11 protein-coding genes are annotated in these 13,121 nt (G+C 66.3%); 5 read left to right on the top strand and 6 right to left on the bottom strand.

The window, feature by feature from the left end; genetic code table 11:
* Positions 1-52: 52 nt before the first annotated feature.
* The 4 genes from ACWEV3_RS15810 to ACWEV3_RS15795 all read left to right on the top strand — a co-directional run bounded on the left by ACWEV3_RS15810 (position 53) and on the right by ACWEV3_RS15795 (position 5,544).
* Complete coding sequence (locus ACWEV3_RS15810; protein ID WP_452614558.1) at positions 53-748, top strand: transporter; 696 nt, start codon at positions 53-55, stop codon at positions 746-748.
* A gap of 41 nt (positions 749-789) precedes the next feature.
* Entirely contained in the window at positions 790-2,136 is a 1,347-nt protein-coding gene (locus ACWEV3_RS15805; RefSeq protein ID WP_452614557.1) for an NAD(P)/FAD-dependent oxidoreductase, read from the top strand.
* A gap of 277 nt (positions 2,137-2,413) precedes the next feature.
* The gene (locus ACWEV3_RS15800) at positions 2,414-3,904 is read left to right on the top strand and encodes a flavin monoamine oxidase family protein (RefSeq protein WP_452614556.1); all 1,491 of its coding nucleotides are present in this window, start codon (positions 2,414-2,416) and stop codon (positions 3,902-3,904) included.
* Positions 3,905-4,062: 158 nt separating this feature from the next.
* Positions 4,063-5,544, top strand: coding sequence for an MFS transporter (locus tag ACWEV3_RS15795; RefSeq protein WP_452614645.1), 1,482 nt, complete (start codon positions 4,063-4,065; stop codon positions 5,542-5,544).
* A 136-nt stretch (positions 5,545-5,680) separates the two neighbouring features.
* Here ACWEV3_RS15795 and ACWEV3_RS15790 read toward each other — a convergent pair whose 3' ends face one another.
* From ACWEV3_RS15790 to ACWEV3_RS15780, 3 genes are all read right to left on the bottom strand, one after another.
* Positions 5,681-7,291 (bottom strand): MFS transporter, encoded by a 1,611-nt coding sequence (locus ACWEV3_RS15790; protein ID WP_452614555.1) that lies wholly within the window; start codon positions 7,289-7,291, stop codon positions 5,681-5,683.
* Between the two features lie 76 nt (positions 7,292-7,367).
* On the bottom strand, positions 7,368-7,772 hold the full coding sequence (locus ACWEV3_RS15785) for a RidA family protein (protein ID WP_452614554.1): 405 nt from the start codon (positions 7,770-7,772) through the stop codon (positions 7,368-7,370).
* 27 nt (positions 7,773-7,799) lie between these two features.
* Positions 7,800-8,630 carry a phytanoyl-CoA dioxygenase family protein gene (locus ACWEV3_RS15780; RefSeq protein ID WP_452614553.1) on the bottom strand — a complete coding sequence of 277 codons (831 nt, stop codon included), beginning with the start codon at positions 8,628-8,630 and terminating at the stop codon, positions 7,800-7,802.
* A gap of 102 nt (positions 8,631-8,732) precedes the next feature.
* On the opposite strand from ACWEV3_RS15780, the gene ACWEV3_RS15775 reads away from it, so the two are divergent.
* On the top strand, positions 8,733-9,392 hold the full coding sequence (locus ACWEV3_RS15775) for a TetR/AcrR family transcriptional regulator (protein WP_452614552.1): 660 nt from the start codon (positions 8,733-8,735) through the stop codon (positions 9,390-9,392).
* 43 nt (positions 9,393-9,435) lie between these two features.
* Here ACWEV3_RS15775 and ACWEV3_RS15770 read toward each other — a convergent pair whose 3' ends face one another.
* From ACWEV3_RS15770 to ACWEV3_RS15760, 3 genes are all read right to left on the bottom strand, one after another.
* Positions 9,436-10,725, bottom strand: coding sequence for a flavin monoamine oxidase family protein (locus tag ACWEV3_RS15770; RefSeq protein WP_452614551.1), 1,290 nt, complete (start codon positions 10,723-10,725; stop codon positions 9,436-9,438).
* 46 nt (positions 10,726-10,771) lie between these two features.
* Positions 10,772-11,617 carry an MBL fold metallo-hydrolase gene (locus ACWEV3_RS15765; RefSeq protein WP_452614550.1) on the bottom strand — a complete coding sequence of 282 codons (846 nt, stop codon included), beginning with the start codon at positions 11,615-11,617 and terminating at the stop codon, positions 10,772-10,774.
* A 106-nt stretch (positions 11,618-11,723) separates the two neighbouring features.
* A complete protein-coding gene (locus ACWEV3_RS15760; RefSeq protein WP_452614549.1) occupies positions 11,724-13,037 on the bottom strand; it encodes an NAD(P)/FAD-dependent oxidoreductase in 1,314 nt (437 codons plus the stop codon).
* Between the last annotated feature and the right edge of the window lie 84 nt (positions 13,038-13,121).

The following is a 13,121-nucleotide window of genomic DNA, read 5'->3' as shown; positions in this document are numbered from 1 at the left end:
ACACCGCCGGCCTTCGGCGAAGAAGCGAAGGCCCGATCAGAGGACAAGAACGATGAAAGACTTGCTCTTCTTGCTGGCCGATTTGTGGATGATGTTCGCCGGCTTCGTCTACGGGTGGAAATTCATCCGACGCTACGGCAATTACCTGCTCGGCCTGGAATGGATCGTCGTCGCCACCTCGGGCACGAACTTCATGATCTGGGCGCTCTCCGGTGGTGAGGAGGGCAGCGTCCTGTACAGCATCGCCTACTTCTTCGACGCCTTCTCGCGATCGGTTGGCATCACGCTCATCCTCGTCATGGGCCTGATGCGGGTGACGCATCGGTACAAGCCCAGCGTGACAGTCGACGTCGGCGCGTTCGGGCTGGCAATCGTCGCCGGGCTGTACCTCCAGCAGTTCCGAGCCCCGACGCTCTACCTGGGCCCAGCAACGTTCTACGTCGTGGTCAACGTGCTCACAACGCTCTTCCTCGCCTACTTCTCGTGGCGGCTCTGGCGCATCGGCGCCAAGGGGCTGGCCGTCGGCGCGGGGCTGGTCACCGCCGCGGCATCCGCTATCGCGATCACGTACGACTTCTTCCCGATTCCGGGCGACGACCCGCACCGAACGCTCTTCTACATCGCAGCGCTGGCCGTTTGGGGAACCCAGATGTTCGCGTACTACTTCGCTTACCGCGCTTTGCACGACCACAACGTGGCGACGGGTGTGGAGCGGGTGCCGAACGAAAAGCGCGTTGCTCGGTCGTGAACATCAAGGCGTAGACAACGCATTCGCTAGGAGCACGTCAGATGAAGACGAACAACGTGGAGTATGCCTCCTTCAGCGGTTGGGTCGATCCTCCCGGCGATGTCCGGCCCGCCTTGGCCGGTGACCGCAGCTGCGCGATCGCGGTCATCGGCGGCGGAATCAACGGCATGTCGACGGCGCTGCGGCTGGCCGAGCGCGGTCAAGACGTCGTACTGCTGGAAGCCGAGTTCTGCGGTCACGGCTCGAGCTCCCGCAACGCGGGGCAGCTGGCCGGTGCGCCAGGTGGCGACATACAGCTGCTGGACCTGCTCTTCCGCAAGAAGATGCCCGCCATGTCGCGGTTCACCGACAACGCCGCGCATCACGTGGAAGACGTGATCAAGAGGTTCGGCATCGACTGCGACTACGAACCGGTCGGCAACTGCTTCGCCGCGGTCTCGCGCGGGCAGATGGGTCGAGTGCGCCGAGTGGCCAAGATCCTGCGGAGGGCAGGTACGGAAGTCGAGCTGGGCACGAGCGACGAACTCGGCATCCCGCGCGGATTCCTCGGCGGAATGCGCGAGGTGGTCGGCGGGATGATGAACCCCGGCAAGTTCAGCCTGGGCCTGCGTCGAGCTCTGCTGTCGTCTGATGCTCGAGTTTTCGAGCGGACGAAGGTCGTCGACGTCACCCGGCAGGGAGGTCAGGTCGTCATCTCGACCCCGCGCGGTGAAGTCCGCGCGGACAAGGCGGTGCTCGCGACCAACGCCTTCGCCGGCGAATGGGACATCACGCCCCGCCATCTCGCCGTCCCCATCTACGTCATCGAGGTGGAGACCGAGCCGATCGATCCCGGACGTCTGGCCGCGCTGGGGTGGACCAGCCGGTCGGGGCTGGTGACCCAGCACAACATCATGGAGAACTACCGGCTGACCTCGCGCAACACCATCGTCTTCGGAGTCCGGAGGCTCGAACGGGGCACGACCTATCCGCTTCCGGAAAAGACGCCGGACCCGGAGCTCGTCGAGGAACTCGCGGAAGCCTTCGCGATGCGCTTCCCGACCCTGGCCGATCTGTCCATCGATCGCGCGTGGGGAGGGTGGATCGCGATCACCTCGACCTGGTTGCCGCTCGCCGGTCAGCTCGGCGATGACGTCTTCTATTCGATCGCGTGCAACGGCCACGGGCTGGCTCAGGCACCGTACGTCGGGTCGCTCATGGCCGATCTGATCGTCGACGGCCGACGGCACGAAGACCTCGAGGTCTTGTGGAAGAAGACGCCCAAGTTCCCCCGCCCGATGATGATGGGCCCGCTAGGACTGCGCACCATCTGGGCCGTCGACCGCTTCAACGACCTGGTGAACGGGAGTCGGCGAAATGCTCGAAGGCGGTCGACGACAGTGGCTTGAAAACCGCATCGAGAATCGTCCCGTCCCCGCGGGGGATCGCTGGTCGTCGAAGGGAGTTGCTGCGTTCGTCGACCTGTGGGTCGGGGCAGTCCGGGCTGGGCGTTGATCCCGCCAGCTGTGTGGGCGGGCCGGGAGGCCGATGGTGCCCGACCCAGCATCCATGATCTCGAACTCGCTTCGAGATCGAAATCATCTCGCTGTTGGCTGCTGTGCCGGCCGCGACACGGACCGTGCCGACGCGGTGACGCCGCGCTCGCACAAGCGAGAAGGAGAATTCGTGAGCGAGAACGGAAATCGAGAGCAAGGCGGCGTATCGCGCCGCGGAGTGCTGGCGGCCGGTGGCGGTTTAGCCGCTGCGGGCCTCGCGTTAGGACGAACCCCGGCGGCGCAGGCGGCGCCGATGAGCACCAGCGCGGATGTCGTTGTTGTCGGGGCCGGGATTTCGGGCCTCACCACCGCGCGCCGCCTGGTCCAGGCTGGCGTTGGGTCAGTGCTGGTGCTGGAGGCGAACGACCGGGTCGGAGGCCGGACGGAGAATCTCGACGCCGGCAACGGCGTGATCACCGAGGGCGGCGGGCAGTGGGTCGGTCCGGGCCAGGACCGCGTCCTCGCGCTGATCGATGAGCTCGGCCTCAAGACGTTCAAGACCCATGTCGAGGGCAAGTCGATCTACCTGCGCAACGGGAACCGGCAGACCTACGAAGGGACGATCCCTCCACTGAGCCCGGACGCACTCGCGGATTGGGCGCAGTTGCAGACGCGGCTCGAGAAGATGGCCTCGACGGTTCCGGCCGAGGCGCCGTGGAATGCTCAGAACGCCTTCGAGTGGGACAGCACGACCTTCGGGGCATGGCTCGACGCGAACTCCGTCAGCGCGGAGTCGAAGTGGCTGCTCACGTTGGGTTTCAGCGTTATTTTCGCGGAGGACCCGCACAACACCTCCTTCCTCCGGGCCCTCCACGCGATCGGATCTTCCGGTGGGATCGAGCACATGTTGAACGCCACCGGGGGCGCCCAGGAGTCGCGCATCGTCGGCGGCTCGCAGCTGATCTCGCAGCGGATGGCGGAGCAGCTCGGAAATCGGGTCATCGTCGGCTCGCCGGTCACCGAGATCAGCCAGGGAAGCCAGGGCGTCCTGGTGAAGTCAGCGCGCGCCCAGGTGCAGTGCAAGCGGGTGATCGTCGCCATGGCGCCCGCGGACGCCGAACGGATCCGTTTCACGCCGGGCCTGCCGGGCCGACGCGCGATGCTGCAGCGAAAATGGCACAACGGCACGGAGAACAAGCTGGCCGCGATCTACGACGAACCGTTCTGGCGCAGCCAGGGGTTCAGCGGGCAAGCGATGACCGACCTGCCTGGCGCAGCGTACGTCGTCGACAACTCGCCGCCCGATGGCAGCATCGGCATCCTCCTGACGTTCATCGGCACCGCTGGTCACGGCCCGGGTCTCAAGTGGAGTGACGCGATCCTCGACGACCCTGCTGCGCGCCGCGCTGCATTCCTAGACGGCCTGGCCGCTCTGTTCGGGCCGAAGGCGGCGCAGCCGACCGGATGCGTCGAGAAGGACTGGCTTCACGAGCCCTGGATCGAGGGGGGCGTGAGCACGCGCGCGCCAGGCACGCTCACCCAGTACAGGAACGCCGCACGCGAGCCGGTGGGCCGGATCCACTGGGCCGGCGCGGAAACGGGGATCATGTACGAGGGTTACATGGACGCAGCGGTGAGCGCCGGCGAGCGCGCCGCGAAGGAAGTCGGTCAAATGCTCTGACCACTCGAGTGCGGCGGGAGAGCGCGAAGCGTGCTCACCAATTGTCGTCACCGTCCATCCGGGATCTGAAGCGATCGTTCGCGGAGCAGAGCCCGCGCGCCTTCTCGGGCCATCTGGAAGTCGTCCCATCGCTGCGCATGGCGAAATGACCATTGGAAATGAACATGACCAGATTGACCAAATCGGTGAGACCCGCGGCGCCATCGAGGGTTGGCCCTTCGCGTGGTGCGCTCATGGGTGTCGCGGCCATCCTCGCCACCGTTACCAACGCGGTTTCCTTCATGTTCCCGCCCCTGCTTCCCCTGATGCAGGCCCAGTTCGGGCTCGACGTCTCGGCATCGGCCTGGATCTTCACCGCCGCGACGTTGGGCGGTGGCGCAGGCTTCGTCCTGCTTCCCCGTCTCGCCGACGTGCTCAACGACCGCACCACGGCACTGCTTTCCGGCACTGTCCTCATGGTCGGCGCGCTCGCGCCTGCCATCGGCAACTCTTACGTCACGCTGCTCATCGGGTCCGCGCTCCTTGGGTTCGGCAGCTCCGCCCAGCTGCTGCCGCTGGGCTTCCTGCGCCGGCACCTGCCCGGTGATGCGATCTCCACGGCCGTCAGCGTGCTGATCATGGCTACCGGCTCTGGGACCGTCGCCGGGATGGTCGGCGGCGGACTGACGGTCAAGTTCTTGTCGCTGCAGAGCTTCTTCTTCGTCCTGGCTGCGGCCGTGGTGGCTACCACGGTGGCCCTGGTCGTCGTCATTCCCTCGTCCAAGCCGGAGTCGTCGGGAAAGATCGGCATTCCCGGAACGGTGTGGATGCTCGCGTGGCTCACCCTCATCCTGCTCGCATTGACCCAGGGCCTCCTGTGGGGCGACGCGGCGCTCGTGCTCCTGCTCGCCGGTATCGCCGGCGGCGTGGCGTGGGCTCTGGTGCAACGACGGTCCTCGTCGGCGGTGTTCGACGTCAAGGTGCTGAAGGAGCCGTTCGTCAAACCGGCGTGCTTCGCCGCTGCGATGTTCGGCTGCGTGGACGCCGGGTTCCTCCTGCTGGTGTCCTACTACACCCAGACGCCCACTGCGGCCGGATACGGATTGGGTGTTGACGCTCTGGGCACCGGGCTGCTCATGCTGCCGTTCGCACTGATGATGTTCGTCGGCGGCAAGGCCGCCGAAAGGGCCGTCGCGAAGGGGCGCAAGGGCGCCGTCCTCGTCGTCGGCGCCACAGTCTGCGCGGCTGGCCTCGGCTGGCTCGCGGTCGCCCACCAGGAGTGGTGGCATTATCTCGTTGGTGCCGCTCTCGTGGGTGCGGGTAGTCGCGTGGGCTACAGCGGCAGCTTCGCGGCGCCGCAGATGGTCGTCCCGGAGCACAAGGCGGGGATGGCCGCGGGAATGGTGGGCACCCTCATGGCCATCGGAATCGCTTTCGGCGCGGCACTGGTCACCGGGCTGCTCACCGTTGCCACCGTCCCCGGTACTGACGTGCCGGAGGAGTACCTCTTCACCGTCGGCTACGTGATCACCCTCGGGTTCTCCCTGCTGGTCTTGCTCGTCACGCTCATCTCGCGATTTCGCCAGCGCAGAAATCGTTCGGCAACCAGGACCACCACCAGGATCACGCCCCGCCCGGGCGTGTCCGTCTCCAGCAGGTAGGCGGTGCTGAACGGCCTCACCACCCGTGAAAGCGCAAAGATCCGTGAAAGTCGTGTCGGGTGTCGCCGGGAGCGACGCTGCCTCAACGGCTTTCGGCACGCGCGTGGCGAACGAGTTGAGCACGTCGACGATTCGGTCACGCGCCGCCCAGTCGTCCGCCTCCCGTATCGGCGGCCTCGCGGTCTGCGTCGCCGACGGACGCAGCCGCGTTGAACTCTTCGGCGATCACCCCTTCCAGCGGACGCTTCGCGGTCCGGGGACCGAACAGGACGACCAGGACCGAGGACACGACGTAGGCGACCGCCGCAGCGACCATCACGCCGCCCATGCCCCAGCTGGCGAAGAACGCCGCGCCCAAGAAGCCGGAGGCCGCACCGCCGACCCGTCCGACGTTGAGGACGATCCCGCTGCCCAGGCCGCGGACTTCGGTAGGCATCGTTTCCGGGATGTAGGTGTAGAAGGCGATGACGACGAGCCCGGTCACGATGGCGGCGGCTCCGCCCGACGCGATGACGACCCAGCTGGACGGGGAGACACCGAGCAGGACCAGCGGTACCGCGGTGATGACCGACGTGGCGAAGATGACGATCTTCCGCTCGATCCGGTCCATGAAGAGCAGAGCGATGAATGGCGTTACGCAGTAGACGACGTTCCAGACGAACTGGATCCAGTACGCATCGGTTTCGGGATAGTTGAGGCCGTAGACGAGTGAGTAGAGGGCCCAGTTCTGGAACAGGTAGTAGCCCAGGGTCGAGCCGAAGAAGCCCGCGGACACGACGTGGAGAATGCCGATCATCCGCTTGTTCCCGAGGGCCTCGCGCAGCGACGGCCGTCTTGTTCCTCCGGCGACGACCGAAGGTTCGGGCAGAGGTCCGCGACGGAGCGCGCGGGCCTCGAGCTTTTCGACGATCTTCTCCGCCGCATCGAGCTGTCCGCGAGCGAGGTGCCAGCGCACCGACTCCGGCATGGCGAAACGAACCAGGGGAGCGATCACCAATGCACAGCTGCCGATGAGGAACAGGTGCCGCCAAGTATTCGGCCCGCCGTGGGGAATCGCGAGCAGGACCAGCAGTGCGATCACCGGAGCGATGACCACGAACCCGAAGTTCAGGATCGACACGAACCGGCCACGAGTTTTGCTCGGGAACATCTCGGCGACGTAGACCAGCAGAACCGACGTCGCCGCCGCCGCTCCGATCCCGGTGACGCCCCGGGCGAGGACCATCACCTCGAAGTTCGCTGAGAGTGCGGTCGCCAGTGCGCCGAGGGAGTAAAGGGCGGTCGACCACGCGATGACCGACCGCCTGCCGAACCTGTCGGTGATCCGGCCGCCGGCCAGGCCGCCGACGATCATCCCGACGAAGAAAGCGGTGGTGACCGCACCGATCTGGGCCAGCGTGAGGCCGGCGTGCTCCTGGATCGCGGGTGTGATGTAGGCGAAGAGCGCGTTGTCGTAGAATTCGAGCGCCAGATTGGCGGCCAGGATCGAAATCCAGATGGCGTGCGGCGCCATCGCCGGCAAGCGGTCAAGCCTGGACGTCAAGTCCGCGGACTTCGATCTTCGGGAATCCTTGTCCGATTCTGGATGAGTCATTCTTTCTCCTTTCATGCGACAGCTCGATCGCACGCGTGGACGAGAAAGACCCGATTCCGGCAGATCAAATGCGGCTATCGCCGTCACGTCGACCTCGAATGGCCACCATTCCGGAAGGTGATCGAGGCCAGCCCCGTCTGCGGTCGTGGGCAAGCTGATTCATCGGTGAGGGGGAGCTGCTGCATGGACGCTCCCAGCCGGGATGTCGCGTTCCCGTGTCGTATCCGGGTCAGCTGTTGCCGCTGCCGGCCACGGCGACGACGCGGATCTCGACCAGCAGTTCAGGGCGGGCCAGCTGGGTCACTCCGACCGCGGTCCACGATGGGTACCGGTCGGGGATGTACTCGTCCTTGACCTCGGTGAACGCCGTGATGTCGCCGCGGAGATCGGTGTGGAACGTCGTCAGTTCGACGATGTCGAGCAGGCTCGCTCCGGCAGCTTCGAGGACGGCTTTCACGCCTTCGAACGCGAGCCGGGCCTGTGCTTCCATGCCGTCGGCGGCAGCTTTCGTGGAGGCGTCGATGCCGACCTGGCCCGACACCCAGATCAGGTCGCCGACACGGGTCGCCTGTGAGAAGTGCAGTGAGTCGTAAATGGACCGGGTGCCGGGTGGGTTGATCGATTCGCGCTTCATCGCGTCGATGCTCCTCGCGAGATCCGGTCAGACGACCTGGCGGAAAACGGGTGAGCGGAACGGGTCTCCGGGGTTCAGCTTCGCCATCTCCTCGGCGAACAGGACGCCGTTGCGGGCGTAGCGCGGGTTCGATTCCGGAAGGGGCCGGAACGTGGCGTCGTCGCCGAAGAAGCGCAACACCAGGGTGTGGCGGTCGGGGCAGCCAGCGTCGACGCCAGCGCCGCCGTGCAGCGAACGGGGATGGAGCACGACGACGTCACCGGGATCGACCTCCCACGAGATCACGTCGTAGGCGTCGGGGTCGACAGCCCGCTCGGCGTCGATGTTCGGCAGGCGGGGCAGGGTGCCGTCACCGTAGAGCGGATCGGTGGGATCGTCGGGGTCGGCGAAACTGGCCCCGTCGTACTGGATTCCGCGATGGGAGGCGCGGACGATTTCCAGCGAGTTCTGCTTGGGGATGTGCTGGAACGAGATCCACGCGTTGCCCCAGTGCTGGCCGGCCCACGGCAGGTTCGCGGTGTCCTGGTGCCAGGGACCGCGACCGCTTTTCCCGCCCGCTTTGAGGAACACTTCCTCGGCGAAGTACCAGACGTGTTCCGAGCCCCACAGTTCGGCGAACATCCGGCCCAGCGGCAGCGACGCAACCAGGTCGTCCAGGCGGTCTTTGGCGAGCGGGTTGGCATTGTCGATGTGGGTCTGCAGTTCGGTCCCGTCGAGCCCCTGGAACACGTACGGCCCGGGATTGGCGACGGCCCAGTCGAACGCCTCGCGGCACTGCGCCAGCTGTGCTTCGTCGAGGCAGTCCTTCATGAGGACGGCGCCGTCGTTCCGGAAGGCTTCCCGCACTGACTCGTCCATGGGTGCTTCCTTTCTCGCATCCAGCGTGATGGGGAACACGGTAGAAGATCCGACGCTTTTACACAACGAGCGTTATGACAAATCTGTGGCAGAATCGATGGAGTGCCGAAGACGAACGCCTCACCGCCGGGTGGCGAGCCGGTCGCGCAACGCGGTCGCCCTGCCGGGGACCACACCGCGAAGCGGGCAGAGATCCTGAAGGCGGCGGCCTCGGTCATCGCGGAGGACGGCTACGCCAAGGCATCACTGCGCAAGGTGGCCGAACGTGCCGGATATACGACCGGGGCGGTGACCTACTACTTCGCGAACAAGGAGGAGCTGGTCACCGCATTGGCCGAAAGCCGGTTCGACCGCTACGACGCGATGCTCGAGCCGGCCCGGGCCAAGGCCGACATCAAGCTGCTCTATGAGCAGTGGCTGGCGATGACCACCGGCGATCCCGAGTACTGGCCGGTGATGTCCCAACTGCTCACTCATGCGCGCTACGAACCGGCTCTGGCAACCATCATCGAGCAGCGCTACGCGCGTTATCACCGCCTGCACACCAAGATTCTCGAGGCCGGGCAGGCGCAGGGCACCATCCGCGACGACATACCCGCCGACCTGCTCGCCGACCAGCTCGCCGCCATGGGCGATGGCTGGATGATGATGTTCCCCTTCGAGCCCGAGCGGTTCGATCCGAGCCGGGTCGAGGCGCTCATCGATGCCGTGCTCACCTTGATCGCCCCGGTTGCGAGTGCACGCCGCAGATCCGGCTCGTGATGCACGAACTCGCCGCCCGGGTGGCGGGGGATAGCCGGCGTCGTCAACCGTCGTCGGCGAACACGCGAATGATGTCGCGGGCGGCCTTGGCGCCGGTGGCTATGGCGCCGTCGATGCCGCCGAGGCCGACCGCCGCGATGTCACCACCGGCGAAGTGGATGCGCCCGTGGGGTGCGCGCATCAGAGGCGCCGCCCGAGTCAGATTTCCCGGTCGGTGATGAACCCAGGTGCCTTTCGAGAACTCGTCGGTGACCCAGTCGTGAGCCGCGGTGGCGACCACTTCGATGTCCGGGACGAACCTCCGCAGCGCCTGCTGCACCGCTTCGCGGTCCTCGGCGTTGATGGCAGAGGCGTCGGAGCAGAAGCACACGATGAGCGTGTCACCATCGTGGCGGTACTCCGTCTTGGCCGTGTTGATGGGGTGCTTTCCGACCGGGGCGTTGGCCACGAAGGGTTCGATCTCGCCCTTGACCCGCACCCAGATCTTGCTCGTCCTCATCGGGTGCCGTTGGTCGATCATCTCGCGCACCGACTGCGGGACCGGGGGCGTGATGACCACGTCGCTCAGGGTGTTGATCGGGAGGGCGATGACTGCGCGTCGTGCCGGGATGCGCTCGCCGCCGCGGGTGGTCGCGACGACTCCGGGGCCGTTGTCCTCAATGGCCGCAATCGGTGCGGACAGGCGGAGTTGGGCCTTCGAGTCGCCGGCGATCGCTTCGAGCAGACGTCGGGTTCCGCCCTCGATCGGCCAGTGACCAGCTGTTTCGATGAAGGCGTGCCAGTCGCCGAAGCTGGTCGCGACCCAGAGGAGGAACTGCGCCATTCCTTGCTCACCGTACGAGCAGACCAGCGATGACAGCACACCGTCGAGCACATCTCGGTCCCATGTGGACAGATGCAGGGAGTCGATCCGGTCCGCGACCGTTTCCTTCTCGATCGCACTGGTTTCGGCGGCGCAGGGCTCGAACGGCCGCGGGAACCGCTCCCGCGCGTCACCCACGAGTCGAGCGACAAGCGGACCGCCGAAGGCGGTGTATTCGGCGGGCGTCCCGGAGTGCACGTCGTCGTCGGCGAGCCAGTAGATCTTCTCGACCGTCAGCGGCGTGGACAGGCTGATTTCGTAACGTTCGAGTTCGTGCCAGACATTCGGCTGGGTCCAGTGCGCGTACGCGCCGCCGAACTCCACCGAGCGGCCGAAGGCTTCGCCGGAGTAAGTCCGGCCGCCGATCCTGTCGCGCGCTTCGAGATGGATCACCGAATGGCCCGCAAGGCTGAGATCCCGGGCCGCGGTCACGCCGGCAAAACCGGCACCGATCACCGCAACGTCATGCATAGTGCGCGGACTCCCTCCACGAATGACAGATGATGGTGCAGTACGACTATGTCGCGCGGTATCGCCCTGGCTCGACTTCCGCGACCAGGCTCTTGCCGATCAAGCGATCCAGGTGCTGACTCGCTGTCCGCCGCTCGACCGGCGTCACGTGCGCACCTTCGACCTGCGGCCGGTAGACCAGACGGTGCTCGGCGATGTCGTTGATGTTGCGCGGTTCGCCGAGGAACTCCAGTAGCTTCGCGTCCCGTTTCTCCACCACACCAGCGAAATCGTCGAGCCGCCTGCGGAACTCGGCGGAACCGTCGATCACGCCCTTCTGGTGCGCTGTGCCGTACCAGCGAGCCTCGATGTCCCGGCACCGGCGCATCGACGCCTCGAAGTCCACCAGACTACTGCTGAGGTCGCCGTAGTACGGGCCGAACGAGCTCAGGTCGATATCGGCCACGAACAGAAAGCCGTCCGGCTCGATCAAGAATCCGCTGTGACCAGCTGTGTGACCGGGAAGATGCACCACGGTCACAGTCCGCCCACCCAGGTCGAACTCGGTGCCGTTGGTGAAGCCCTGGGCATCCGGCCAGCCCTGCACGTGGAATTTGTCCCGCAGTGCCCTGTCAGCATCCGCAACAGCGTCGGCCGGGAGGCCGAATCCGGCGACCATCACCTCGCGGGACTGCAACGCAGCAAGGTCCGCGCCATGAACGTGGACCGGCACGTCGTAGTTCCCGAGCCCGGCGACGTGGTCCTCGTGCGCGTGGCTGATGAGGACCAGATCCGCTGGCGGCGGGGCTTCGACGAGCGACAGCGACGGATCGATGACAAGCGTGGCGTCGGTGCCGCGCACCAGCAGGGAGTTGCCGAACGGATACGCACCCCGATTGGTGCCGCCGAGCACGGTGACCTCGCCGTAGTTCTGCTCCGTGTATCCCGTGGCGACCAACTGGCCCTCCTACTCGTTCTCGGACGTGGTCGAACTCGGAAAGCCTTGGGGGCAGGAGTATTCAGCGCTTGCTGCTGTGGAGCCGGTCTGACAGCCGGTCGATCGCCCACATGGTGCGCAAGGTCAGCGGGCTGCAGAACAGCGAGGGAGCGAACCGCGGCTGCGCGCGCCATACGGTGCCGAGATCGTCGTGGAGCTCGTCGCCGGCGAGTCGGTCCGCGAGCAGCGTGCCCAGGTAAGGTGCTTGGGCAAGGCCGTGGCCGTTGCAGCCGATGAGATAGGAGACGTTCTTCGTGGCTTCACCAGCGACGGGCAGCCATGGCGACGTCATCGCTATCCACCCGCCCCACGTCCGATCCAGCGCGACGTCACGAAGCGACGGGAATCGGGTGCGAAAGCCGCGGGCCAGGTCCGCGACGGCGGCTGGGTCCGGCGTGCGGGACTCCAGTGCGCCCCGCCCGGCCGAGAGGCGGCGAACACCGAAGACGATCGTGCCGCGCGGCGTGAGGCGGTAGCTCTCCATGATGTTGTGCTTGGTGACGATGCCGGAACGACTCCTCCAGCCGGTCGCTTCCAAGCGTGCGGAATCGATCGGATCAGTCTCGACCATGCGGACCCACACGGGATTTGCCAGCCGTTTCGGGGCAATCGCGAGGTCGCGGGAATAGGCGTTGGTGGCGAGCACGACCCGCTCGGCACGGACGTGGCCGCCCGGCACGTTGACGACGACTCCCGCGCTCGTGGGTTCCACGGTTCGAACGGGGGTGCGCTCGAACACCCTCGCCCCCGATTCGAGTAATGCCTCGCGGAGCCCGAGCGCGAACTTTCCGGGATTCAGCAGCCCTCCGAGCGGTTCGAAGAGGCCTGCGAGGAACGTTCCCGGCAAGCCGAGATCGCGCCCGCTGCCGAACTCAGCCTCCGATCCTGCCTTGTGGAGGATCTGCGCGGTTCGCCGAACTTTCTGGATTTGGCCGCGCGAGACAGCGGCTTCCACGTTGCCGGTTGGCTCGTAGTCGCTGTCGATCGCGAATCGCTGGATGAGTTCCTCGGTGAAGCGGACTGCTTCCTGTGCGAACTGGACGATGCCCCGAAGACGATGGGGCTGCAGCACCCCCAGGAGCCGGGGATCGCCTGGCGGCGCGCCGGACAGATGACCGGCGTTGCGGGAGCTCGCCCCGACCCCGCAGAACCCGGCTTCGAACAGGGCGACGTCGGCACCTCGTTCGGCCAGCCGCAGCGCTGCTGCCATGCCGGCGTAGCCACCACCGACGACGGCGACATCGCAGGAGAGTTCGCCCTCGAAAGCCGGCAGGACTTCGCCCGGGGGATCGATCCAACCGCTGAACGACGAGTAAGTGATTCCATCGATGGCCACATCACACCTCTTCTGCTGTTGGAGCACCGCCGGCGACCCGGTCCAGGCGCAGAAGCCGAGCGCTAACAACTCAGCTACGTCGAC

Source organism: Saccharopolyspora sp. NPDC003752, assembly GCF_053605825.1.
Note: the sequence above shows the minus strand (reverse complement) of the source record. Positions and strands in the feature narration are given on the sequence as shown.